This window comes from Psychrobacter pacificensis (genome assembly GCF_900101915.1).
In the GTDB taxonomy this organism is placed as follows: Bacteria; Pseudomonadota; Gammaproteobacteria; order Pseudomonadales; family Moraxellaceae; genus Psychrobacter; species Psychrobacter pacificensis.
The window spans coordinates 1-25,459 of record NZ_FNAL01000009.1 but is presented as its reverse complement, the minus strand read 5'-3'; the positions used below and the strand labels follow the sequence as shown (position 1 = coordinate 25,459).

Genomic DNA, 25,459 nt, shown 5'->3' with positions numbered 1-25,459 from the left:
CAGACCACTTTAGTATTTGCTTATTCATATTTAGGAGCACGTCATGAGCCAAGAAAAACCAAATGAGCTTAACCAGCCCTCTCAGACGTCAACTGATGCTCCAGCAACAGACACACGTACAGAGTCTGCTACGGCTCCAGTAGAGACCGCTACAAGCGCTACGCAAAAGAAAACGGATACATCCGAGATACAAGCAGCTACTGATACGCCTGATAGCGTGCGTGAGGATAACTCTGTAGAAGGCTCTATAGAAAATCAAGACGATGATAATGAAACGCCTATGCCGCCAAAAGAGCCGATATCAAATACGGCTGGCTGGTCTCCCAAGAAAAAATCCTATCTAAATTTGGGATTATTGATTGCGCTGATTGTCATTGGTGCGGCCTTAATTTTATATGCTTGGAAACTGCCACCATTTACGCCTACGGTGCAACAAACCAATAACGCCTTTGTCAAAGGTCAAACCACTATTATTAGTCCGCAAGTTTCCGGCTATGTCACCGAAGTGGCGGTGCAGGATTTTGCTGATGTAAAAGCGGGCGATCTACTGATAAAAATAGATGATCGAACGTTTCAACAGCAACTTGAACAAGCTGAGGCCAATACTGAAGTGGCGGTCACCAGTCGCTCTACCAATGTTCAAGACACGCAATCTAGCCAAGCACAAATCGAAGCACGCAAAGCAGACTTATATAGCGCCAAAATCAATGTCGAGAGCGCTCGTGAAGACGTCAATCGCTATCAGGGCTTAGATGCTATCGGTGCGGTATCAAAAGCAGAAGTGGCTCATATCAAAGCAAAGCTGGCTCAAGCACAGGCAAGCGTGCAACAGGCTGAAGCCAATTTACAAGCCGCGCAACAAAACCTCGCCAAAACCAGTGGCACCCAACCCTCGCTGGACGCAAATATCAAAAGTGCTGAGGCAGGTGTGAAGCAAGCACAAATTAATCTCGATAATACGATCATCACAGCACCTGAGTCCGGTCAGCTGAGCCAAATCAGTGTCAAAGAAGGTCAGTACGTTAGCGCGGGCACCCAGCTCATGTATATCGTACCAAAAGGCATTTGGATTATCGCAAACTTTAAGGAAACCCAAATAGCCAGTATGGCAATCGGCGAACCAGCTACTATTCATGTGGATGCGCTTGGCGGTGCCAAATTCACAGGTCATGTGAGCAACATCTCACCAGCCACTGGCAGTGAGTTTAGTGCAGGTGCCGCCAATCCTGCGACAGGTAACTATATAAAAATTGCGCAGCGCATCCCAGTACGTATCGACTTGGATCCGCACCAACCTGAGCTTGCACGCTTGCGTCCTGGTATGTCCGTCTCTGTGGATGTCGATACCAATGCCAAATAAAGCAAATAACTGATATAAAAAAGCCACTCTAAATACCCGAGAGACTGGATATAGAGTGGCTTTTTTATATTTTTAAATGAGCTAGGATTTCAAAATCAGCCAAACACTATGGTAGTAGACGCTTGGTCGTCCAGCTTTCAGCGCTTTGGCTATCACCATCTTGCGTATATACGATGCGGTCATGCATACGGTTGGCACGACCTTGCCAGAACTCGATTTTTTCAACCGTAATTTCATACCCACCCCAAAACGCTGGCGTTGGCACTGTGGTGTTTTCTGGATATTTGGCCTGAAGTTGCTCGAACGTTTGCTCCATCACCTCACGATTGGTGACTTCACCACTTTGCGGTTGACTGACCCAAGCACCTATTTGGCTATCATGTGGACGTTTTTGAAAATAGGCAGCAGATTTTTCAGCGTCAATTTTAGCAATACGACCACTAATACGAACTTGGCGCTCCAGCTCATGCCAAAAAAACAGCGCTTCAGCATTGGGGTTTGCTGCAACGTCCTGTCCTTTCGCGCTGTCATAATTGGTATAAAAAATAATACCTGTATCCGTAATTTCACGCAGTAACACGATACGGACGCTAGGCTTATTGTCTGCACCGCAAGTTGCCAAACTCATAGCATAAGGTTCTTGCACTTTTTGCGCTATTGCCTCATCCATCCAAGCCTTAAATAGCTCAAATGGTGACGCTGGTACTGACTGTTGATCAAGCGCGCCTTTTTCATATGAAAGGCGTTGGTCGGTAAAGTCCATGCTCATGATCATTCCTTATTATAAAATTATGACATTTCAACATTGTAATCTTGAGTGCTAAGCTTTGAATATTAAGCTTTGAATATTAAGCGTTGAATACTATTAACCTAATACCGACTTGATATGATCAGCCAAATCATTTGCCATCACATCACACTCTATCTCATCATCAGACTCAACCATGACTCGAATCACAGGCTCTGTACCTGATTGGCGAATAAGAAGACGACCACGACCTTCTAAAGTCGTCTGTGCTTTGTCAAAAGCGGCGACCAGTTCTTCATGCTTGTATGGGTCTTGCATCTGAGACAGACGTACATTGACCAGCTTCTGTGGTAGTACGTCAAACCCTTCGACCAGCTCACTCAGTGCACGTCCTTGCGCTTGCATCACAGCCAATACTTGCAACCCTGCTATGATCGCATCGCCTGTACGGCTTTTGTCCAGGCACAGAATATGTCCAGATGGCTCACCGCCCAGTATCCAACCATTGGCCTCCAAGTCTTGCATGACATAGCGGTCGCCTACTTTTGCACGAGTAAAATCAATGTCAGCCGCCTTTAATGCCAACTCTAATCCCATATTACTCATAAGCGTACCAACGACGCCTTGCGCTTTGGTGAGTCCTTGGGTCGCGAGCACATATAAGATACCGTCACCATCAACCAGCTTACCTGTCTCATCAACCATCACAATGCGATCGCCGTCACCATCTAATGCGATACCAACATCTGCTTCATGCTCAAGCACCGCTTTTTGCAGACCTTCAGGATGAGTAGAGCCACATTCAGCATTGATATTGATGCCGTCTGGAGTGTTATTGATAGCGATAACACTAGCACCAAGCTCCCGCATGACTCTAGGTGCGACGCTATAGCCTGCACCATTGGCACAATCAACCACGACGGTCAGATGGCTAAGATCATACTGATATGGGAAGCTGCCTTTGCAAAATTCAATGTATCGACCTTTTGCATCGTCAATTCGGCGGTTTTTGCCTAGGTTTGCAGGGTCAAGGATAGGCATCGTGGCATTGTTACCATTAGCATCACTCATGATTGCCGTTAATCTGTCATTAATTGCTATCTGCATCTCATCACTGATTTTTTTGCCACTACCTGAGAAGAACTTGATACCGTTATCATAATAAGGATTATGTGACGCTGAGATAACCACACCCGCATCGGCATTAAAACTGCGAGTCAAATGTGCAATCGCTGGCGTCGGTAATGGACCAAGCATATAAACATCGACGCCAGCCCCGTTAAAACCTGCTTGCAGAGCACCTTCAATGACATAACCTGAGAGACGAGTATCTTTGCCGATGACCACACTTGGTTTGCGCGTAGAATTTTCGTTGGCTTCTATGAGCACCTGTCCAGTCGCATAACCCAGTTTTAAAATAAAGTCAGGGGTAATAGGCAATTCACCAAATTTTCCACGGATACCATCAGTGCCAAAGTAACTCATTATTTATATTCCTCAAGTCTAAAAATAAAAGGCCAAGCGTATGCGCAGGCAATACTTCTATTGTAATAATATGCTTTTATATTCTACAAAAAAAACAGCCAACAATAACAAAGCATTGTTGGCTGTTTGTATCTTAACGTCACTACAGCTCTGCAACTGGGCCAGTTCTCAAACAGTGCAGAGCTATAAAATACCGATTAGTTTACACGGTAGTTCGGCGCTTCTTTCGTGATCTGTACATCATGAACATGCGACTCTTTCATGCCTGCTGATGTGACTTTGATAAACTGTGGGTTGGTGCGCATATCTTCGATAGTCGCAGAGCCTGTATAGCCCATTGATGAGCGTAAGCCACCAACCAATTGGTTGACAATACCAGCGACAGGTCCTTTATAAGGAACGCGGCCTTCAATACCTTCTGGTACGAGCTTCTCTACGCCATCTTTGGCATCTTGGAAATAACGATCTGATGAGCCGTTTGATCCAGACATTGCACCCAGACTACCCATACCGCGGTAAGCTTTGTAATAACGGCCTTGGAACAGCTCAACTTCACCTGGTGCCTCTTCCGTACCAGCCATTAGTGAGCCTACCATAATGCACGATGCACCAGCCGCAATCGCTTTTGCCATATCACCTGAGTAGCGGATACCGCCATCAGCGATTAATGGGATGCTGTCTTTTAATGCGCTAGCAACATTATCAATAGCTGATATTTGTGGTACACCAATACCGGCAATGATACGCGTGGTACAGATAGATCCAGGGCCGATACCGACTTTTACCGCATCAGCGCCAGCATCACGTAGTGCAAGTGCCGCTTCGCCTGTTGCGATGTTGCCACCGATAACTTGAACATGCGGATAGTTTTTCTTGATCCAAGAGACTTTTTCAATTACGCCTTTTGAGTGACCATGCGCCGTATCCACTACGATCACATCAACATCAGCAGCGATTAATGCTTCGACGCGTGCTTGCGTGTCTGCACCTGTACCAACCGCTGCACCAACACGCAGACGACCTTTCTCGTCTTTACACGCATTTGGATTGTTTTCGGCTTTGGCAAAATCATTGACCGTAATTAAACCACGTAAGCGGAAGTTGTCGTCGATAACGATGACTTTTTCGATGCGATGCTCATGTAGCAATTTTTTGATATTCTCGTTGCTCTCACCTTCATGTACGGTGACCAACTGCTCTTTTGGTGTCATGATCTGACTAACTGGCAATGACAAGTTGGTCTCAAAACGCCAATCTCTGTGAGTCACGATACCTACTACGTTGTCTGTACCCTTTTCGACCACAGGTACGCCTGAGATATTATTGTCTTGCGTCAAGCGTAGCAATTCACCAATCGTCATCTCTGGATGTACGGTGATTGGGTCAACAACCGTACCCGCTTCAAATTTTTTGACGCGGCGTACTTGTGTTGCTTGCTTTTCGATATCCATACTCTTGTGCAAGATACCCATGCCGCCAAGCTGTGCCATGGTAATGGCCATCTCAGACTCAGTGACTGTATCCATAGCCGCAGAGATCAGCGGAAGGTTTAGTGTGATGTTTTTGGTCAAACGGGTAGACAGATCGGCAGTTTTTGGCAGAACTTCAGAATAGGCTGGCAATAATAAAACGTCATCAAAGGTTAAGGCTTCATCGACAATTCGCAACATACAGACCCCTAGTGGTGGTTATTTTGATGGGTAGGAGCTCAGAGTTAGGCATATCAATTATTGCAACTGCATACACAGTGCTGACACATGGCTAACCACTCAGTTATCCTATAAAAATAACGCCACATTATAACAAATAAGCACCTCTCTGACATACTATATTTGTCAGATTATTTTACACAAATACGTCTTCAGCGATAATAAACATACACTATATGTTTAATGACGCTTTTTTATAGCGAATAGCTCTCCTTGAACGTTACAGACTTTCTGTTAACGTAAAACGCTCTGTCGGCAAATACTTGTTTTGCTGCTGATGCAAGTAGCCAAGCATCTGCTCACGCACTTCGCAAGCAAGCGTCCATGCTTCTATGGGACCTACTGCTGAAACAGCACCGCGCAGCTGAATGGTGTTTTCTGTCACTTCAACAACAAATATTTCGGGCTCAGTTTCATTGTCCCAAAGCTCATTATCTTTAGTTACTGAGATAAACTGCTGGCGAATGGCCTTTATATCTGCACCATAATCAATGTATAAAAACACAGGACAGGTCTGATGCACTTCTGTATGTGACCAGTTCTCTACCCTTTCCGTGATCAACTGGCGCATCGGCACAATTAATCGACGCTCATCCCATGTTTTGAGTACCGCATAAGTGTAACGCAAGTCTTCCACAGTGCTGAAATTACCATCCATTATCACGCTATCGCCAATCCGTACAGGCTGCGTCACTGCCACCTGCACCCCAGCAATGATGTTACCCAATATAGGCTGAGCGGCGATACCAATAACCACGCCAGCAATACCAGCTGAAGTCAGTAAGGTTTTGCCAAGACCTTCCATGTTGGCAAACTCACTCAGTCCTATCCAGATACTACCCAATATCATGACAAAAATGAAAACGCGGCGGAATATCGACACATAAGTGCGACGACGGCGCACTTTATCAAAATGCTCTTCTCCTAGGTTTTCAATCTGCATGTCTTGGTAACGATTGGCAAAAAAATTAATAGTACGAATGCCTAGCCACATCGCACTAAATACCAACCCCGTCCAAATCAGCGGACGGGTTGATGAAGCCACTGCATCTAGATAAGGAAAACCACCAGAAACTAAGGTAAAAACGAGCGAAAAACTGATGGTAAAGGTCAAAGGCACGGTTAGCTTATTGGCCAAATCTGCCACGCCATTGGCACTGCCAGCAGAGATGTTGTATTTTTCATTATCAACATAACGGCTGATGAGTTTTTCCGTGCTTTTACTTAGTATCCAACCTACGCCCATGGTAAATAAGAAAAACATGATGAGCGCTGAAAACTCCCATAAGGCAATACCAAAAAACTGGAATTTTAACCAAGTAGGTAGATAACGCTCAAACTCCGATGGATGATATTGTTTATAAAGATTTTCAATATTACCCACTGTCTGCGCAGAGAACATCCAAACTGGCGCCTGATCACCTACCCTTACCCGCTCCAAGTAAACAGGAACACGACGTTCTCGGTACTCGATATAACCCAGCTGGATAGAGCGTCTAGGGATACCCATGACACTACTGTCGTTACCCAGTGGTGGTTCAATCAGACCATCAGGACGATCGGGCATATCATCAAATACGTATAGCTCTTTTTCGGATAGTAAAAAATCAAGCTGCTTGGTCAAATCAAGCGAACGGGTACGCTGGTTTTTCTCATCAATCAGATTCATATTGAGTGCATAAGCGGCCAAATCATACTGCTGCTTCATCACCGCAGATTGAAAAAACCCCAAAGTCGCAAGCGGCGTCGCCAAATTTGGTGGCTCAGCTAATGGTGGTAACCCGACATTGAGCTTGTTGAGTAAGTAGTAATTCTCGCTATACTCCCCTGTCAGTCCCACGTCACCTTGCAACGTCCCTGCTTGCTGTACCGCGCTACGCTCAGTGGGGTCAAATATCTCTTCGGTAATACCAGAGACGCTAATATTTTCGTCTTTGACTGTATTTATTTGTTGGACAGCGTACTCAGCCAAATTGTCAGGTTTGCTAGCGACTTGTGAGCGGCCTTCCTCATTTGCCGCACTAGCGGGTACATAGATAGCGCTGATGGCTATAATAAGAAACCCTAAAACTACCTGCAGTGCATTGCAGCGGATATTATTACGCTCTACATCGCGGCGGTGACCACCGTCAATATCCATTGCTATGCCACGATCATCAGCATTACTATTTTTAAGAGTATTCATATTTTCAAAGCCACTGGTCTACAAAAGGAATGGATATAAAAAGTGCATTCAGTATGCTTTAACCTAATGCACTCTGCAAAAAAAAGCCAGCGTGAGCTGACTTAATTTATTAGCATGCGTATGTAATCTGATGCACAGCGTCTATATATCTATGCGCGGCGCCATGTTGTACCAGCGCGGCTGTCTTCAAGCTCAATACCAGCCTCTTTTAGCTGCTCGCGTATTTCATCAGCACGCGCAAAGTTTTTGTTGGTTTTGGCATCGGCACGCTCGACGATTAACCCTTCAATAGCCGCATCAGTCAAACCATCTTCTGCTTTATCACCAATCACCGCTTGCAAAAACTGCTGCACAGGTTGTTGTAAGATATTCAACACCTGCGCCAGTGCTTTTAATTGCTGTGCCAACTGCCATGCTGTCTCAACTTCTTCAGCTTTGATGGCTTTATTGATGTCGCGTGCCAGACCAAATAAAACACTAATCGCTGTTGAGCTATTGAAGTCATCATTCATGGCTTTGATAAAGTCTTGTCCAGCAGCCGTACGATAAGCTTCGGTGGTCAAGTTGTCATCGATTACGATTGTTTGCCCTTTTTGCTGTTCAGCCAGTTTTAACGCATTATACAGTCTGCTTAGGCTATTATGGGCTTCATCTAATGCGCTATCAGAGAAATTAACTTGGCTACGATAATGGCTAGATAATAAGAAAAAACGCACCGTTTCAGGCAAGTATTTTGCTATAACATCGCGAATGGTTGAGAAATTAGCCAACGACTTGGACATTTTTTCGCCGTCAACATTGATAAACCCGACGTGCATCCAGTTACGCGCGTACTCGCAACCCGTCGCTGCCTCAGACTGGGCAATTTCATTCTCATGATGCGGGAACTGCAAGTCGTGACCGCCGCCATGAATATCAAAGGTATTGCCCAAGCACTTGGTCGACATGGCCGAGCATTCAATATGCCAACCCGGACGCCCCTGCCCCCAAGGTGACGCCCATTGCGGCTCATCAGGTTTCGCCGCTTTCCAAAGCACAAAGTCAAATGGGTTGCGCTTATCGTTTTCGACATCGACACGTGAACCTGCCTGCATCTCATCAAGATTGCGCTTAGACAATTTGCCATAATTCGCAAAACTATCAACAGCATAGTAGACATCGCCATTGTCGCCTGCATACGCATAGTCACCTGTGACCAGCGTCTCAATCATGGTTTGCATATCATCGATATGATCAGTCGCGCGCGGCTCAGCATCAGGTACTAAGCAGCCAAGGGCTGCAAAATCCTCATGCATCGCTGTAATAAAGCGCTGGGTCAACGCCCCAATCTCTTCGCCATTTTCAGCGGCGCGCGCAATAATTTTGTCATCGATATCAGTGATATTGCGTACGTAATTGACATCATAACCCAATTGGGTGAGCCAACGTACCACCATATCAAACCCGATCATCATTCGAGCGTGCCCGATATGACAATAGTCATAGACGGTCATACCACACACATACATACCCACTTTCCCTGCTTTGAGCGGTTCAAACGGACGCTTGCCGCCAGTCAGTGAGTCATAAATAGCAAGTTGAGACATCGCATCTGCAAGTGGTGTGGTCATAATAAAAGAGCCTTTTAGCATAAATAAAATAAATAGATTGAAAATATCAGCCGTAGCAAGTAAGCAAGCCGTACCGATGATATGATTATAATTTTAACGTAACCCATTATCTTAGCGAAAACAGGCGTAAAATACTACAATGAGCAGGCAACTACCACCATTCAATCATAAAAACCGTTAAGGATATAAAGATGGGCAATCGATTAAGCAAAATATACACGCGTACTGGAGATGATGGCAGCACGGGTATGGCTGATGGCAGTCGATTCAGTAAAGCTGACAATCTGTTCGGTGTCATGGGTGATATCGACGAGCTCAACTCACATATCGGACTGGTGCGTGCTCAACTACAAAGAAACAAAGGCCAATCGATTAGTAAGGATTTTTCTCAAGCCTTAGTTATTATTCAGCATCTATTGTTCAATATCGGCGGTGAGCTTGCCATGCCAGAATATGAGGGCGTCAATGCCACCCATATCGAGTGGCTAGAGCAACAAATCGATATGATGAATACCACGCTGCCACCACTAAAAGACTTTATTTTACCCACAGGCTCTGTACTGGTGAGCCAGTTGCATGTAGCACGTAGTGTGTGTCGCCGAGCTGAGCGCCAAGCTGTGTTATTGCAGGAGCAGCGCCCAGCAGCCATACGCCGCACTGCCATCAGCTTTATCAATCGTTTATCTGATTGGTTGTTTGTCGCCGCGCGCTTTTGTACAGATCCCGAACAAGTCTCTGAAGTACTATGGGACAGTCAAGTCTTGCAAAACTTCGCTGACAATCGCTAATGAATCAAACCTAATATTGCTAGCACCCTCTGACCTAGGTTGATTTTTCGAATATAAAAAAACCCGCAGCACTCATGTTACGGGGTTTTTATTACTTAGCAATATCTATCGACTACCAGTTGCTAACTACTCATAAAATTGCAAATTAGTAAGTAGCGCTATCATCTTCAATGATGACCATATCGATGGTTTCATCTTTCGGCACTGATTTTGGCGTCGCTGGCGTCGCTGGCGTTACTGGTTTTTTGGTCTCAGTAGTAGCCGCTGCTTGATTGTTTTCTGTCGAGCTGTTTTGGTTGCTGGTCGGTTTATTGATGGTTGGCGGCGTCGCAGGTTCAGTAGGACGAATTGGCTCAACTGGCGTGATGGTTCTAGGCTGCTGACGAGCGGGTGCTGCTTGAGTATTATTGTTACTGCTTTGGGCTGCTGCACGTCGCTCAGCACGCTCCTCATCCATCGCAGATTTCAACACAGAGCCTGCCATCACATCTGAAACCACAGTAATCAACGCTGGCTGTCCAGCAATACGCGTGCGCACTTGCCCGCCTTGAGTACCGACAACGTAAGTAAAGGCGTCATCAACGAGCATATTGTTATTGATACGGATATTGTCTTGCGCCAAACGAGATTGCAGGCTTGGCTGATTGTTAGCCGCTTGCACTTGACTGGCTTGATATAAGTCTTCACTTGGCAATGTCATGCTGACACTTGCTTGGCACGTTGTCATACCATTGTCATTGGCTTTTTGTAGTATGGCAGCGTTTTGTACATCGATAACCACGCCATTGATTTTTTCAGTGACAACGCCGCTTTCTAGACTAATCTCGGCATCATTGGCATAATTAGCAGCCAATGCTTGTGCCTGTTGGTTGAGTGTATTTTTTAAAGCAGATTTGAGACGGTCTTGTACCATCGGGTCATCACAATTGATAGCAGGAGCGACGGCACTTTCGGTCGCTACTGGCTCTTGTTCCGTCATCTCTGCCGTATCGGCAGTATCTTCTTTCTCTGAGCGATCACAGCCTGCAAGCGCCAAACCACATACTATTCCGATTCCAGCCACTTTATGCCACTTGCTCAAACTTATATTTGCTACGCTCATATTTACTTCACTCCCAATTTACTGGTTCTTACCGCCACTGATGGACAATATTTAACACTCAAACTGCATGGCAGACTTATAAAACAATGGTGTCATTAACGGTCTGCGATAGATTTGAAAACCACATCATTATACGGTGTTTGGTTGAAATGGTCATTAGTGTAGCCCATGGATATACAAATAGCGCCCCTCATTATGGGTAAAACCTGCGTTTGGTTGCAAAAACATAACAAATACTAGAGAAACATCAGACGCAAAGTATATTGGTCACGCCACAAATTCTATTAGACGTTGATGTCATGACAATATATGATGAGTCGTAAAATCAGTCAGTAGTCATGTGATATGGTAAATTTTAAAAACACGCGTTTATTAGGTCATCGTGGCGCTCGCGGAGAGAGTTTAGAGAATACCTTTTCAGGTTTTAAGTATTCTCAAAATCTAACCTCACAAGGCTTGGCAGGGGTTGAATTTGATATTCAACTGAATGCCGATGGTCACTTGATTGTGTTCCATGACGATGATTTGGAGCGTATGTGCGGTCAACAGTCGCGTATTGATCAGCTCGGGCTCACAGAGATTCAGTGCCGCTTACAATTCGGGCAGCCAATCATGACTTTAGCCAATATAGCGCCTGTACTGAGAGGATTTAGGGTGATTGAGCTTGAGATTAAAACGCACAATCGAACCAATTATGCAGTATTGATAAATGCACTGGCGCAAGAGCTTATCGATACACCGCTTGCCAGCTTACCAGTGGTGCTGACCAGCTTTGATGTGGAGCTGCATAATCGGTTGCAACGCCACAGACTATTATCTCGCATACCGCGAGGATTATTGATTCGCACGCCAGCTGCCTTGGCAAAAGCGACATACACTGCCCTACAGCTTGGCTGCGTTCAATTGGGTATTCATTATCCGCTTTTAACCCAAGACATTATCAAACATAGTCACCGTTATGGGCTACCCGTGAGCGCTTGGACGGTCAATGATGTCCATACGATTGAACAGCTTATAAGCTGGAATACCGACGTGATTATTACTGACTTTCCACGTCATTTATTATTACCTTGAACTGTCTATCCATATTTTTTCACTTTTAGATAAATCTCTTTTTTCACCCTTACAGTCCCTACATATCTATAGCGTTACTTACACTTCCCCTTAATGCCTGACAAGTTATCGGCATTTTTGACTCATACAGTCTATAATTCATACAAGTTATTGTTATTTAGCAATATTTTTATAGTGTATAAGTGTTCACTTTATATGATTTTTCAGGTACTATGGGGACTTAAATTAATACCGTTAGGGATATTATATGATTGCAAAAAAAGCACTTGGCTTACCGCTTAAAGGCTTACGTTTCGCTATCAAATCTGGCGATACCTTTGTAAAGAACGCCAGCACTCAAGTCACGCGTTTCAAGACTCGTTTTGATGAAAAGAAAGCGCAAATGGCTCTTGACGAGCAGCCTACGGCAAAACGCAACTACGCTAACGCTTCTGAGCAAACGGATGTTCTGACAAAAGAGCAAAGCATTGATATGCGTGAGTTTGAATTTACAAAAGCGCCAATCAACTGGATTCCAGCGACTTTTTTGGTAACGACGCCGATTGCTGCTGCTATCATTACACCATGGTATTTGTTTACTCATGATGTAAGCGCTCCTGTCTGGGGTGTATTTGGTGCCTTTATGGTATGGACTGGCATTAGCATCACCGCCGGTTATCATCGCCTGTTGGCGCACCGTGCTTACAAAGCGCATCCAATCGTCAAAAACTTTTTATTGCTAGGAGCTACCCTAGCGGTACAAGGGTCTGCATTTGACTGGGTTTCAGGTCACCGTGTTCATCATCGTCATGTCGATGATGTAATGGACGATCCGTACTCAGCAAAACGTGGGTTCTGGTTCAGCCATATCGGCTGGATGCTACGTAACTATCCTAGCGGCAACTTTGACTACAAAAACATTCCTGACTTGACCAAAGACAAAGTCCTACAGATACAGCATAAATATTATGGCCTATGGGTACTAGCCACCAACGTTGGTTTGGTCGCGGCTGTTGGTTGGTTGTTGGGTGATGTTTGGGGCACGCTTGTGTTGGCAGGTTTGCTGCGCTTGGTATTGACGCATCACTTTACTTTCTTCATTAACTCATTATGTCATATGTTTGGTAGCCGTCCTTATACCGATACCAATACTGCTCGTGATAACTTCATTTTAGCGATATTTACATGGGGTGAGGGTTATCACAACTACCATCACTTCTTCCAGTACGACTATCGTAATGGCGTAAAATGGTGGCAGTATGATCCAACCAAATGGTTGATTGCTGGCTTATCAAAACTTGGGTTGACCTCTGATCTGCGCACGGTCGATGATACGACCATCAAGCATGCCGAAGTTCAAATGCAATTTAAAGCAGCTCAGCAGAAAATCGATACCGCGACTGGTGGCGGTATTGACTTAACTCATGCGATGAAGAGCTTCCAAGATCGCATTAAGTTTGAATATGATGCCTTTACGCAGACAGTTGAAGAGTGGCAAGCGCTAAAAGCAAAAACAATTGAACTTAAAAAGACAGAGTTCGCTGATCGCTTGCACGAGGCTGATGATAAATTGAAGCATGATTATGCTAAGATTGAGCAAAAAATTCTTGAGCATAACAATAACTTGAAAAATGCTTTTCGCTCTATTGGTATCAGCAAAAAAGCCGCCTAACTGGTTTTTATAAGCTATCGTAATTGTCAGGTTTCTCCTTCCCTCTATCTGCCCTAGATAGGGGGATTTTTTTGTTTATAATTTATAATTTATGGTTTATGTCACTACCTCTACTTTTAATAATCTTATCCTCGTAGTAAATGATGAAATATATAGGCTCAATCGTTGCAACCTCCAACCTAGAGACAGTAACCAACTATAGTCAATCAATACTAAAAGTGGTACAAGGCAGACGAGTGCAAGTACTACAGTAGTAGGCTAAACGAGTCTAACGCTGTAACACTTTAATAGTGGTTCGACTATAATCCACTAAACTCAGCTCACCCAAAGTAGCTAGTTTTATTTTTTGGCTAGATATTACAAGAGACGGACAGAGTGCAACGATGCCATATGAGAGCTATGCTATAGTGACATTCTCACTTTTATATTTTAATGGAAACGGCCTGTATGCGTTATCAAAACACTTACGTCAACCTAGACACGCGCCTTTATCATGAGCAGCCACCGACGCCACTAGACAATCCTCGTGTCGGTCACTTCAACACTCAAGTTGCACAGCAGTTAGGTTGGGCAAACGACGAGGACCTGATGACCAATTGGGTTGAGATATTGGGCGGTCAATACGTGCCAGCTGATTTCAAACCATTATCGATGGCCTATGCCGGTCACCAGTTTGGACAGTGGGCTGGGCAATTGGGCGACGGACGCGGTTTATTGATGGCGCAGGTACTCGATGTTGATGGACAGCCACAAGACTTGCATCTTAAAGGTGCTGGTTTGACGCCCTACTCGCGCATGGGTGATGGACGCGCAGTCTTACGTAGTACTATTCGCGAATACCTTTGCGGTCATGCATTGACGCAGCTTGGCATCCCCTCGTCTAACGCTTTGGGGTTTGTGGTATCTGATACGAGAGTACGCCGTGAGCGTATCGAAGCAGGTGCAGCGTTGATGCGTGTGGCTGATAGTCATATTCGTCTCGGTCATGTCGAATGGATTGCCAGCTTTGCCCCTGATGTACTGGGTGAGTTCACTGACTATATGATTGACACTTACTATCCAGAGTGCCGCGATAGCGAAACGCCTGTCTTAGCTTTCTTGACCGCAGTGGTTGAACGTACGGCCCGTATGATTGCTGATTGGCAATTGATTGGCTTTGCTCACGGTGTGATGAACACAGATAACTTATCTATCACAGGCAGTACTTTGGACTTTGGGCCGTTTGGCTTTATGGAGCGCTTCAATCCTGCATGGATTAATAATCACTCAGACCATACGGGTCGCTACGCTTATCAGAATCAACCTGCTATCGGGCATTGGAACCTAAACGTTTGGCTGCCACACTTTATGCGCCTAGAAGGCGTTACTCGTGAGACGCTCGCTGAGTGTTTAGCGCCTTATGAAGCAACCTTTATGCAGCATTATCAGCAAGGTCTGTGCCGCAAGCTTGGCCTACCGCATCAAAGAGAAAACCTCAGCTTGGCCTTTGAATGGTTGACACTATTAGAAGACAATTTGCTCGACTATACCAATAGTTTCCGCGCCCTACTCGGTTTGGTCGCACCAGCAGATCATCCTTATGAGCAAAAGCTACTGGTTACCATGACCACCGAATTAAGCGGTGATGCGCAGCAAGTATGGCAAGACTGGTCAACACGTTATCTGGCACAGATCGAGCAGCTGTCACTTGAGCAGGTAGTTAACGGTATGCAGACAACTAATCCTGTCTATGTCCTTCGTAATAGCATGGCGCAGCGTGCGATTACTGCCGCAGAGCAAGGTCAGTTTGAAGAAGTTGATCGAGTGTTTCGCTTATTAGACAATCCTTACAGCGTGCAAGATATCGCTAATGATCTAGATACTAATGCGCCTGCACCGGATACACCGCAGATGCCTATTAGCTGCTCATCTTAGTAGTTGCCCGCTTTAACACTTTTCAATTCTGTAATATTTTGAAATATTATGAAATTAAGGTTGATATCCAACTGCATTTTTTGGCATTATCAACGAGATAAATAACGAATATCATTTTATTATATTATTCGCACAATTCACCGTTGTTGACTAGGCAGTGAATTGGCAATAATGCTAGAATGAATATTTTAGCTGGTTTGCTTTTTTGACCTGATCTTTGATCGTCGACCATGATTCTGATGGTCGTGAGTCGTTTAACGTCTTTATCCCTTTCAATTATTATCATTCAATGATCTTTGGAGGGTTAGACGTTGTTTTTTATCACCATTTAATTTATTCCAATTTATTCCAACCATGGCAATTATTATGAATGACGATACCACTTCGAATACGGATAACCTCAGTACAGAAAAAGAGCAGTTTGAACAAGCTGCCTTACATTACCATGAGTTTCCACGCCCAGGTAAAATTTCGGTAACCCCTACTAAGCAGCTAGCCAACCAACGTGATTTAGCACTCGCCTACTCTCCAGGTGTTGCTGTACCTTGTCTTGAGATCCAAAGAGATCCAAAACTTGCGTCTAAATACACGGCACGTAATAACCTCGTTGGTGTTATCACTAACGGTACTGCTGTATTGGGTCTGGGTAATATCGGTCCATTGGCATCGAAGCCAGTCATGGAAGGTAAAGGCGTTCTATTTAAGAAGTTCGCAGGTATCGACGTTTTTGATATTGAAATTGCTCAAAATGATCCAGACAAATTCATCGAAGCGGTTGCCTCCCTTGAGCCTACTTTTGGTGGTATCAACCTAGAAGACATCAAAGCACCAGAATGTTTCAAAATTGAGCGCGTACTACGTGAGCGCATGAACATTCCTGTGTTCCATGATGACCAACATGGGACGTCAATCATCGTTGCCGCAGCCATGCTAAATGCTTTGTTGATTACTGGCAAAAAAATCGAAGAAATTAAAGTTGTCTGTTCAGGTGCAGGTGCAGCCGCCATCTCTTGTCTAGACATCATTTGCGCGCTTGGTGTTAATAAAAACAACATTATTGTTTCAGATTCACGTGGCATTATCAGCACTAGTCGTGAAAACCTTGATGAAACCAAACAACGTTATGCTCGTGAGACAACCGCTACCTCTATCGAAGAAGTGATGGACGATGTGGATATGTTCTTAGGTCTATCTATGCCAGGTACTCTATCAGAAGATATGGTTCGCCGTATGGCAAAAGATCCTATTGTCTTTGCACTTGCCAACCCAACACCTGAAATCATGCCAGAATTGGCACATGCGGTACGTCCAGACGTCATCATGGCAACTGGTCGCTCAGATTATCCAAACCAAGTAAACAACGCACTATGCTTCCCATACATCTTCCGCGGTGCCTTGGACGTTGGTGCGACAACCGTCAACGAAGAGATGAAAGTCGCTTGCGTAAAAGCCATCGCTGCCATGGCACACGTCGAAGCAACCCCTACGACCAACGTCAGAAACATCGAGACGATGAAAAGCTTCGGTCGTGATTACCTAATCCCTGGCCCACTAGAGCCAAACCTAATCATCGAGATTGCCTCTGCGGTTGCCAAAGCGGCAATGGACTCAGGCGTAGCGACACTGCCAATCGAAGACATGAAGGCATATCGTCAGCGTCTGTCTGAGTTTGTCTACAACTCTGCGTTTGTTATGAAGCCTATCTTTGCACGCGCTAAGTCTGCGCCAAAGCGTATCGTATACTGTGAAGGCGAAGACAATAATATCTTATTGGCCGTACAAGTGGTCGTCGATGAAGGCTTGGCTCAGCCAATCTTGGTTGGTCGTCCAGCAGTCATCAACGATCACATCAATAAGTTGGGCTTACGTCTAAAAGATGGCGAAAACATCACGATCGTCAACCAAGATGATGATCCTCGCTACAAAGACTACTGGCAGGGCTACTACGAGAAAAACAAGCGCCGCGGCGTGAGTATCGAGCTTGCTCGTCGTGATGTTCGCCGTAAAACCACGTTGATTGGTTCTTTATTGGTTGACAACGGTGATGCTGACGGTATGGTTTGTGGTACCTTTAGTGACTACCAGATGCACCTAAAGTATGTCGAAAGCGTCATTGGCAAAAAAGAAGGCATCAATGATTTTTATTCGATGAATGCCGTATTGATGCAAGATCGCAACATCTTTATCGCTGATACGTACGTGCATGAAGATCCAACCGCTGAGCAGTTGGCTGAGATGACCGTTCTGGCTGCCGATCAAATCCGCCGTTTTGGTATCACGCCACGTGTTGCATTAGTCTCTCATTCAAACTTTGGCGCTTCAAATCTTGCCAGCGCGGTCAAAATGCGCAAGGTTCATGAGCTACTAACTGACATGAATGTCGACTTTGATTTTGAAGGCGAGATGCAAGGAGATGCCGCACTGAATGAACATATCCGCCTAAACGATATGCCATCAAGCCCACTAAAAGGCGCTGCGAACTTGCTGATCTTGCCAACGCTTGACGCCTCAAATATTGCCTTTAATTTACTTAAAACGGCAACCAGCAGTGCGTCTATTGGACCTATCTTGTTAGGTACGAATAAGCCAGTACATATCTTGACGCCATCAGCGACTGCTCGCGGTATCGTCAATATGACGGCATTGACTGTGACTGAAGCACAAGATTTAGAAAGCGAAAAATAATCAGACGTCCTACTTCGTATGATTATGTGATTCAAAAGGGCTCTGTCATCCATTGGCAGGGCCTTTTTGCTATACTAAAACCGGCCAATGCACATCACGCATGGGCGGTTTTTTGATTTATTGCGATTGGGCCGCTGATATCGGTTCAATAAGAAGAGGCTTTTATGCAAATTTATCTTGTGGGTGGTGCGGTTCGAGATCAACTATTACAACAACCTGTCAAAGATAAAGACTTCGTCGTCGTTGGTGCAACTGTCTCAGAGATGCTTGATGCAGGGTTTCAACAAGTAGGTGCGGACTTCCCTGTGTTTTTGCACCCCACCACTCATGAAGAGTATGCCCTTGCACGTACAGAGCGCAAGCAAGGCTCAGGATATAAAGGCTTTAGCGTACATGCCAGTCCTAATGTTAGTTTAAAAGAGGATTTGCAGCGCCGTGATCTGACCATCAATGCAATAGCTATCGAGGTTGTGAGTCTCACCGATGATACCCCTGTCAGTGGCGATGTCATTGACTATTACGGAGGATTACAAGATTTAGAGAGTCACATACTGCGCCATGTGTCTGGCGCTTTTAGCGAAGACCCATTACGAGTGCTGAGGACGGCTCGATTTTACGGGCGTTATTATGATTTGGGTTTTACCATTGCGGAAGACACCTTGACCCTAATGCGTCAACTGGTCAACTCAGGAGAGCTTGCTCATTTGAGTGCGGAACGTATCTGGCAAGAGTCGAGCCGTGCAACGATGCAACTATCACCGCAAGTATACTGGCAGCAATTGTTTGAGATTGGTGCGCTTACAGAGTACTTTGCCCCATTGCATGATGCTTGGGAGGACACTCATATACGAGAGACGGTTCAGACAGCATTATATTTTGCAGGCCAAATGCGCCTAAACTTGCCACAGCGTTGGGCACTGTTAATGGTCAGCCTGACCCCGTCACTATTTAATAATGAACATACGCATGACCAATCTGACCAATCAAAAGCGCTAAGAGATATCAATGATACCGGTAATAAAGCTAAAGTCCCCAAAGCGCATACGCAGTTTGCTATCCTATTCGCTCAGCAAGCCGAAACGCTGAGCATGATAAACAGTCTGAGCGCTGCCAAAAAGATTGACCTTATACAAGCTTGTGGTGCTCATAAAGAGCCAGATAAGCTGTCACAGCTCCTTGTCTGCAGTCACGTCTTACAGCTGGCAACACAGCACCGTCAGATGATGCTAGCACTAAATAGCTTTCATGCAATCGGTATGACAGATATTGCACCAGATCTTAAAGGGCCAGCCATCGGAGCAGCCTTACGTCAAAGCAGAATTGAACACTTACAAGCGCATGACACCTATTAAAAAGCATTTTAAAAAACATTGTCACTATGAACCAAGAACCTAACACTCTGCTATCAAAGAATACTGACACCCAACCTCCGGTGATGCTGGTAACTGGTAGCGCTAAGCGCATCGGTGCGGCAATTATCAGAGCAGCGCACACTCAAGGCTACCGTATCATTATCCATTGTCATCGTAGCGAAAAAGAAGCTAATAGCTTAGCTGACCAATTTAACAAAAGCCGTGCTAATAGCGCAGTGGTTATTGTTGCGGATTTGGCAGTAGTCAATCATGGTGCAGCGTTAGAGGATTTTGTTAAAAATATCATAGAAGCCTTTGGACAGCTAGATGTACTGGTACATAATGCGTCACGGTTCTACCCAAGCCCGCTTGGTAACATTGATTATACGCAGTGGGATGAATTACTTCTAACCAATGCCAAGGCGCCTTTACTATTGAGCCAAGCGCTAGTGCCCTACCTCAAACATCAGCAAGGCTGTATTATCAGCTTATTGGATATTCACGCGCATGATAGACCGTTTAACAATTATACGGTCTATAACATGGCAAAGGCTGCGCATCGAATGATGGTTCAGTCGCTAGCGTTAGAGCTGGCACCAGACATACGCGTCAATGGTGTTGCACCTGGCGTCAATATCTTACCCGACCCCAATGGCGACCAAGCCATGGATGAAGTACAACAAACCAATATTATCGATTCAATCCCTATGCAAAGAATCGGTAAACCTGAGGAGATTGCTCATAGTGTACTGTACTTGGTACAGGCGCATTATGTCACAGGTGAAATTATCACAATCGATGGGGGGCGTAGCCTGACTATGGCTGGTAGTGGCTTTTAATCCGCTTTTAAACCGATTAAAAATTTATTGGTTACTTGCCATCTTTTACTTGAAAAATTCAAAAAATCAGGTATCATTGTGCGTCTAACGTTAGGGCCCATAGCTCAGTTGGTTAGAGCAGAGGACTCATAATCCTTTGGTCGTAGGTTCAAGTCCTACTGGGCCCACCATATTTTAAATCAGGCTTGTTCGCAGCGATGCGGCAAGCCTTTTTTTATGGGGATTTTAGAAGTTTCGGAATATATAGGTATATGGCGAACTATATAGAATATTGGTATATTTGTTGGTATAGATTATACCAACACGGAGATATACCAACATGCCATTAACTCATACTATTATCAATAAATTAGCTCCAAGCGAAAAATGCACCCCCAGCCGGCCTGATAAGCACAGTGACGGTGATGGTCTACAGCTGTGGGTAAGACATACAGGTAATAAGGTTTGGGTCAGCGCTTATCGCTGGCAAGGTAAACAGCAGTCACTCACTTTAGGTAAATACCCAATAATCACATTACAACAAGCACGACAGCGTAACCTAGAAATAAAGCAGCTTATTAGTGAAGGTATTAACCCAAAAGACAAGAAAAAAGAAAAGCGCGCTGAGCAAGATGGCTCGAGGCTTTTTGATAGTATTGCACAGACTTGGTATGCAGACCGTAAAACCTTTTTAGCGCCAAGTACATTTAGTCGCAACTATTCAGCTTACACACGTGACGTTAAACCAGTTATCGGTCATAAACTAATCGACGACATTACATCGCCTGATATTTTGACGATTGGTAAAAGTATCGAGGCACGCGGCGCTAATGAAATGGCTCGCCGCATAATGGCAGAAGTAGGACAGATATTTAAGCATGCTATTCGTATAGGTGTGGCTACCTCAAACCCAGCAGCAGATTTATCAGCGGCCATTAAACCGCATAAAACTAAAAATCATAGTCGCATTACTTCGAAAGAGTTGCCAAAACTCTTACAAGATATCAATGACTACACTGGGCATATCACAGTCAAATTAGGCTTATGGTTTCTATGCTACACATTCGTACGTACCAATGAGCTTAGGTTCATGGAATGGTCAGAGATAGCTTGGAACGATAAAATTTGGCGTATACCTGCAGACAAAATGAAGATGGATAGACCTCACATTGTGCCTCTTGCACCACAGGTCATAGATATATTAAAACAAATTAAAGAGCTGAATTTTTCAGAGCAGTATGTATTCTACAACCCTTCAACTCGCAAACCTTACAGCCAAAATGCTTTTATTAACGCTTTATATCAAATGGGCTATAAATATAAAATGACGGGACATGGATTCCGAGGACTGGCGAGCACTATACTTCATGAACAAGGCTTTATGCATGAAGCCATTGAGTTACAACTTGCCCATGAGCAAGAAAATAAAATTAGTAAAGCCTATAACGGCGCTCAGCATTTAGATTACCGTCAAAAGATGATGGATGAATGGGCGGATTATGTAAGCTCTTTAAAATAAGGGGTGTAATGTTTGTATGCCCAACAAAACCTCAGGTCTTTAAAATGACAAATACAGGTAAAAATATGAATTATAATAAAGAGTTATTTTATACTTTAGACGAAGTAAGGGAATTACTTCTCAAAACAGAAGACCGCTCATATAGTAAAGACGAAAGTATTGTACGTTTGATCCACACTGATCGTCTAACACCATATATAAGCTATAGCGGTCCAGTCGATATTGTAACAGAGGCAGAAGATGTTCCAGAAAAAAGTATAAAAGAAATCACAGATAGCTTATATCACACTATCAGCACTCAAATGTGCAACCTGGAAATTGGAGAAACAATCCACCCTCATGACTATGATTCAAGTACAAGTCTGAGAAACACAAAGCGCTTTATTGAAAAACTTTTATTCAGTTTAAATGCTAAGCGAGCTACAAAGAATCTCGGAGTATCTATACTAGTTGAAGGGGTCTTCAGATTGCTACCTTTAAGTGTCACATATCTAGGAGGCAATTTAGAGGTCAGTCTAGGACCCAAAATGTTTATACCTGAAAAAATTGAGGCTGATTTTGGTGATAAAGATCTCAATAATGATGAAATCAAAAATATTTTAGGTTATACCTTATCGCCTATTAATAAAGATGATTATGAACTTATATTCTTAAAAAATGACTTACAGTACATTATAACAGTTATTGAAAGTAGTCATGAACTTCCAAAATTGAGAAATAGTTTATCTGATACAAACAGAATAATTAGTCAAAAAAACAAAGAAATAGAAATACTTAGAAAAAAACTTGATAAATCTCAGTCTCAACAGACAAAAAATGATGTCAAAGATAGTGCCTACTCATTAATATTAGTTCTTAAAGATTTGTTACTAAATCCTGATATCTCTGCATATCATTTTAAAAGTGAAAGCCCTAAAAGCACAGGTAAGCCAACTCAATCTGGTTTAATTCAACATATTGTAGATGAAAATATTCCGAAACTTGGTCAAAGAAATATTGAAGACATTTTTGCTGATGCAAATGAGCGTTATAAACGCTAACATTAGCAACTTGCGATTTAGTGATCGCAAATTGCGATGACATTCTTATCTTATTTTACTATATTCCATACGTACCGCAGCATGTCGCTGCAGTACACATGGAGAAATAAAATGACCGATCAATATAACGATAATGACTGTAACGCGTCACTAAAAAATGAGTCAATTAGTACGCTACCGATCCAGGGCATGTCACGAGCAAAAACTATCCTTCCTTTTTTACCATTTTCGAGAACGACTTTACACCAGTGGAGTCGTGATGGTAGGTTTCCTGCCAGCATAAGACTGTCTCCAACCGTAGTGGCCTGGCGAAACTCTGAGGTTCTAGAATGGATTGAGAGCCATTCTACGTTTTCTAATGATAAGGAGGCATAGTCATGAGTAAAAACAACAAGGTTACACCTCCTGAGGCAATTGATGAGCAATCAGTTGACCCAATAAAAAAGCTGAGCATCCTGCCAGATGCTCAGCCTTCGAAGAGTACTAAAGATGACATTGACCAGCCATCATTAGATATTTTATCACAAAATGTGCCGAAAATTAGCTCAGAGGAAGCAAAAGCTATTATTAACAATATAGCTAAATTACCAGAGCTAGATTATCAGCTAGCACGAATTGATACTGCTAAGTTTTTAAATGTAACATTAAACGCATTTGATAAATTGGTCAAGAATGTAAAAAATGAGCTAGATGAAAACACTCAAAGTTTAGTCGTTGATACTAAGCCAAGCTCAGAACCAGTATTAGATATTGCTTTAATAGTTAGTCTAATATATCAGATACTAGAGGATCACATCGCTTGCACTGATGCAGTTAAAGTTTCTGCTACGTTATGGATATTAATGACATGGCTCGTACCAGCAAGTGATGTGTTGCCGATAGCTTGGATCAATGCTCCAGAAAAACGCTGCGGTAAAAGTACGCTATTAACATTAATGAGCCTTTTGAGCAAAAAGTCGCTGTCAACATCTAATATCACAAAATCAGCTTTGTATCGTTGCATTGAAGCTTATACACCAACGTTATTTATTGATGAAGTTGATACTTTCATTAATGATGATAAAGAAATGCGGGGCATACTAAATGCAGGGCACAGTCTTGAGCATTCTAAGGTTTTACGCTGTGTTGGAGATGATAATAAGCCAGTAGCGTTTAATGCATATGGTGCTAAAGCAATCTCAGGTATTGGCAAAATCCCTGGCACATTAATAGATCGATCAATATCTCTAACTCTGCGTCGTAAAATGAAAAATGAGTCAAAAAAACGGCTTCGTGAATTACCTATAGACGTCACTAAAACTATCCAGTCTCAGCTTGCAAGATGGTCTGATGATAATATGTTAGCGGTAAAAGCAGCAAAGCCAGTGTTACCTCCTCATATCAATGATCGTGCACAAGATAACTGGGAAATACTTCTAAAAATTGCACTAGTACTTGGTGATGACTGGCTAGAGCAGGCTTATAAAGCTTGTATTGAAATATCGGGTTTAGAAAGTGAAGAACCAAGTTTAAATGAGCAGCTATTAGCTGATATTCAAACCGTTTTTAATCTACATGGGACAGACAGACTTTTGAGTAAGAATTTGCTGGCAGGATTATGTAGAGACCCAGAGATGATCTGGTCGACTTTAAATCATGGTAAACCTATCACCCTACGGCAAATAGCTAAACGATTGAGTGGATTCAAAATTTCATCTAAAGATATGAGGACGCGTGACCTACGCGGTAACGAAGCGCGAGGTAAAGGTTACGATGTTAGAGACTTTGAGGATGCCTTTTCACGTTATCTATCACATTTACTATAGATTTTAGAGCATATACGAGAGACTGAAATCTGTTTGATACAGGTTTCGGTTCTTTTATTTTATTTAATCCAATTGTTTAGCACTGATAATCCATCCGGAAAATCAGAACACTTCTAGATACAGATTAACTGCTAAAATCCTTATCGAATTATTAGTTTAACAAGTTTATTTACCTTTATGGTGTTTTTCAGCATAGCTCATAACGCTTATATCTAAACCTTTACCTAACTCTGAGCATAAATTACTCTTAAACGGAAAGAATCAGGCTCATCAGCAATACTTGAACAGTGGTATATAAATGCATTCTAATTATTTAGTAGAGTCGAGACCATCCCGAATTCTGTGTAACTGCCATTTAGATTAAATGCTTACTAATACGATCATCAAACATAATCATAAAGCGATTAAGAGCAGACGTCCAGTTACGAATAGGCATCGACCACTTTTTGGATGCCTGCTGGGTGGCTAAGTACACCACTTTAAACGCTGCCTGATCAGACGGGAACACCTTACGCTTATTCACCGCTGTCCGAATCACACTGTTTAGCGACTCAATAGCATTGGTGGTATATATGACTTTTCTAATGTCTTTAGGGTAGCCAAAGAACACCGTT

At 43.5% G+C, this 25,459-nt stretch carries 19 protein-coding genes and 1 tRNA gene; 13 read left to right on the top strand and 7 right to left on the bottom strand.

The features are described from left to right. Positions 1–43: 43 nt before the first annotated feature. Positions 44–1,360: an HlyD family secretion protein gene (locus BLR43_RS06980; protein ID WP_093069897.1), complete on the top strand. Its 1,317-nt coding sequence runs from the start codon at positions 44–46 to the stop codon at positions 1,358–1,360. 106 nt (positions 1,361–1,466) lie between these two features. Here the strand turns inward: BLR43_RS06980 and pdxH are convergent, their stop codons facing one another. From pdxH to cysS, 5 genes are all read right to left on the bottom strand, one after another. Then, positions 1,467–2,123, bottom strand: a complete 657-nt coding sequence (gene pdxH / locus BLR43_RS06975) for a pyridoxamine 5'-phosphate oxidase (protein ID WP_201587730.1) — start codon at positions 2,121–2,123, stop codon at positions 1,467–1,469. Between the two features lie 102 nt (positions 2,124–2,225). Then, on the bottom strand, positions 2,226–3,593 hold the full coding sequence (gene glmM / locus BLR43_RS06970; RefSeq protein WP_093069892.1) for a phosphoglucosamine mutase: 1,368 nt from the start codon (positions 3,591–3,593) through the stop codon (positions 2,226–2,228). Positions 3,594–3,790: 197 nt separating this feature from the next. Beyond that, positions 3,791–5,263 carry an IMP dehydrogenase gene (gene guaB, locus BLR43_RS06965; protein ID WP_093069890.1) on the bottom strand — a complete coding sequence of 491 codons (1,473 nt, stop codon included), beginning with the start codon at positions 5,261–5,263 and terminating at the stop codon, positions 3,791–3,793. Between the two features lie 259 nt (positions 5,264–5,522). Next, the gene (locus tag BLR43_RS06960; RefSeq protein ID WP_227674263.1) at positions 5,523–7,487 is read right to left on the bottom strand and encodes a mechanosensitive ion channel family protein; all 1,965 of its coding nucleotides are present in this window, start codon (positions 7,485–7,487) and stop codon (positions 5,523–5,525) included. A 149-nt stretch (positions 7,488–7,636) separates the two neighbouring features. Continuing rightward, positions 7,637–9,097: a cysteine--tRNA ligase gene (cysS, locus tag BLR43_RS06955; protein ID WP_093069887.1), complete on the bottom strand. Its 1,461-nt coding sequence runs from the start codon at positions 9,095–9,097 to the stop codon at positions 7,637–7,639. 191 nt (positions 9,098–9,288) lie between these two features. On the opposite strand from cysS, the gene BLR43_RS06950 reads away from it, so the two are divergent. After that, positions 9,289–9,885 (top strand): cob(I)yrinic acid a,c-diamide adenosyltransferase, encoded by a 597-nt coding sequence (locus BLR43_RS06950; protein WP_093069884.1) that lies wholly within the window; start codon positions 9,289–9,291, stop codon positions 9,883–9,885. Positions 9,886–10,030: 145 nt separating this feature from the next. Here BLR43_RS06950 and BLR43_RS06945 read toward each other — a convergent pair whose 3' ends face one another. Beyond that, positions 10,031–10,987 (bottom strand): hypothetical protein, encoded by a 957-nt coding sequence (locus BLR43_RS06945; protein ID WP_093069882.1) that lies wholly within the window; start codon positions 10,985–10,987, stop codon positions 10,031–10,033. Positions 10,988–11,332: 345 nt separating this feature from the next. On the opposite strand from BLR43_RS06945, the gene BLR43_RS06940 reads away from it, so the two are divergent. From BLR43_RS06940 to BLR43_RS06890, 11 genes are all read left to right on the top strand, one after another. Beyond that, positions 11,333–12,061 (top strand): glycerophosphodiester phosphodiesterase, encoded by a 729-nt coding sequence (locus tag BLR43_RS06940; protein ID WP_093069879.1) that lies wholly within the window; start codon positions 11,333–11,335, stop codon positions 12,059–12,061. A gap of 472 nt (positions 12,062–12,533) precedes the next feature. Then, a complete protein-coding gene (locus tag BLR43_RS06935; RefSeq protein WP_208855954.1) occupies positions 12,534–13,712 on the top strand; it encodes an acyl-CoA desaturase in 1,179 nt (392 codons plus the stop codon). A gap of 447 nt (positions 13,713–14,159) precedes the next feature. Then, entirely contained in the window at positions 14,160–15,626 is a 1,467-nt protein-coding gene (locus BLR43_RS06930) for a protein adenylyltransferase SelO (RefSeq protein ID WP_093069874.1), read from the top strand. 366 nt (positions 15,627–15,992) lie between these two features. Beyond that, positions 15,993–18,311, top strand: coding sequence for an NADP-dependent malic enzyme (locus BLR43_RS06925; protein ID WP_093069872.1), 2,319 nt, complete (start codon positions 15,993–15,995; stop codon positions 18,309–18,311). 164 nt (positions 18,312–18,475) lie between these two features. After that, complete coding sequence (locus tag BLR43_RS06920) at positions 18,476–19,663, top strand: tRNA nucleotidyltransferase/poly(A) polymerase-related protein (protein WP_093069869.1); 1,188 nt, start codon at positions 18,476–18,478, stop codon at positions 19,661–19,663. A gap of 26 nt (positions 19,664–19,689) precedes the next feature. Then, positions 19,690–20,502: a pteridine reductase gene (locus BLR43_RS06915; protein ID WP_093069866.1), complete on the top strand. Its 813-nt coding sequence runs from the start codon at positions 19,690–19,692 to the stop codon at positions 20,500–20,502. A 93-nt stretch (positions 20,503–20,595) separates the two neighbouring features. Then, positions 20,596–20,672: transfer RNA gene (locus BLR43_RS06910), tRNA-Ile, on the top strand. 149 nt (positions 20,673–20,821) lie between these two features. Continuing rightward, complete coding sequence (locus BLR43_RS06905; RefSeq protein ID WP_025650692.1) at positions 20,822–22,000, top strand: tyrosine-type recombinase/integrase; 1,179 nt, start codon at positions 20,822–20,824, stop codon at positions 21,998–22,000. Between the two features lie 44 nt (positions 22,001–22,044). Next, positions 22,045–23,040 (top strand): hypothetical protein, encoded by a 996-nt coding sequence (locus BLR43_RS06900; protein ID WP_143007416.1) that lies wholly within the window; start codon positions 22,045–22,047, stop codon positions 23,038–23,040. 36 nt (positions 23,041–23,076) lie between these two features. After that, on the top strand, positions 23,077–23,415 hold the full coding sequence (locus BLR43_RS13970) for a helix-turn-helix transcriptional regulator (protein WP_320157874.1): 339 nt from the start codon (positions 23,077–23,079) through the stop codon (positions 23,413–23,415). Positions 23,416–23,417: 2 nt separating this feature from the next. Continuing rightward, positions 23,418–24,845, top strand: coding sequence for a DUF3631 domain-containing protein (locus tag BLR43_RS06890; protein WP_025650695.1), 1,428 nt, complete (start codon positions 23,418–23,420; stop codon positions 24,843–24,845). Between the two features lie 355 nt (positions 24,846–25,200). On the opposite strand, the gene BLR43_RS06885 is transcribed toward BLR43_RS06890, so the two are convergent. Then, the coding region (locus tag BLR43_RS06885) for a transposase (protein ID WP_143007415.1) at positions 25,201–25,459 on the bottom strand (259 nt) is incomplete at its 5' end.

Excerpts from the sequence above, each read along its gene's own strand:
- BLR43_RS06980 (WP_093069897.1), top strand. The coding sequence starts at position 44 with ATGAGCCAAGAAAAACCAAATGAGCTTAACCAGCCCTCTCAGACGTCA.
- pdxH (WP_201587730.1), bottom strand. The coding sequence starts at position 2,123 with ATGGACTTTACCGACCAACGCCTTTCATATGAAAAAGGCGCGCTTGAT.
- glmM (WP_093069892.1), bottom strand. The coding sequence starts at position 3,593 with ATGAGTTACTTTGGCACTGATGGTATCCGTGGAAAATTTGGTGAATTG.
- guaB (WP_093069890.1), bottom strand. The coding sequence starts at position 5,263 with ATGTTGCGAATTGTCGATGAAGCCTTAACCTTTGATGACGTTTTATTA.
- BLR43_RS06960 (WP_227674263.1), bottom strand. The coding sequence starts at position 7,487 with ATGAATACTCTTAAAAATAGTAATGCTGATGATCGTGGCATAGCAATG.
- cysS (WP_093069887.1), bottom strand. The coding sequence starts at position 9,097 with ATGACCACACCACTTGCAGATGCGATGTCTCAACTTGCTATTTATGAC.
- BLR43_RS06950 (WP_093069884.1), top strand. The coding sequence starts at position 9,289 with ATGGGCAATCGATTAAGCAAAATATACACGCGTACTGGAGATGATGGC.
- BLR43_RS06945 (WP_093069882.1), bottom strand. The coding sequence starts at position 10,987 with ATGAGCGTAGCAAATATAAGTTTGAGCAAGTGGCATAAAGTGGCTGGA.
- BLR43_RS06940 (WP_093069879.1), top strand. The coding sequence starts at position 11,333 with ATGGTAAATTTTAAAAACACGCGTTTATTAGGTCATCGTGGCGCTCGC.
- BLR43_RS06935 (WP_208855954.1), top strand. The coding sequence starts at position 12,534 with ATGCGTGAGTTTGAATTTACAAAAGCGCCAATCAACTGGATTCCAGCG.
- BLR43_RS06930 (WP_093069874.1), top strand. The coding sequence starts at position 14,160 with ATGCGTTATCAAAACACTTACGTCAACCTAGACACGCGCCTTTATCAT.
- BLR43_RS06925 (WP_093069872.1), top strand. The coding sequence starts at position 15,993 with ATGAATGACGATACCACTTCGAATACGGATAACCTCAGTACAGAAAAA.
- BLR43_RS06920 (WP_093069869.1), top strand. The coding sequence starts at position 18,476 with ATGCAAATTTATCTTGTGGGTGGTGCGGTTCGAGATCAACTATTACAA.
- BLR43_RS06915 (WP_093069866.1), top strand. The coding sequence starts at position 19,690 with ATGAACCAAGAACCTAACACTCTGCTATCAAAGAATACTGACACCCAA.
- BLR43_RS06905 (WP_025650692.1), top strand. The coding sequence starts at position 20,822 with ATGCCATTAACTCATACTATTATCAATAAATTAGCTCCAAGCGAAAAA.
- BLR43_RS06900 (WP_143007416.1), top strand. The coding sequence starts at position 22,045 with ATGACAAATACAGGTAAAAATATGAATTATAATAAAGAGTTATTTTAT.
- BLR43_RS13970 (WP_320157874.1), top strand. The coding sequence starts at position 23,077 with ATGACATTCTTATCTTATTTTACTATATTCCATACGTACCGCAGCATG.
- BLR43_RS06890 (WP_025650695.1), top strand. The coding sequence starts at position 23,418 with ATGAGTAAAAACAACAAGGTTACACCTCCTGAGGCAATTGATGAGCAA.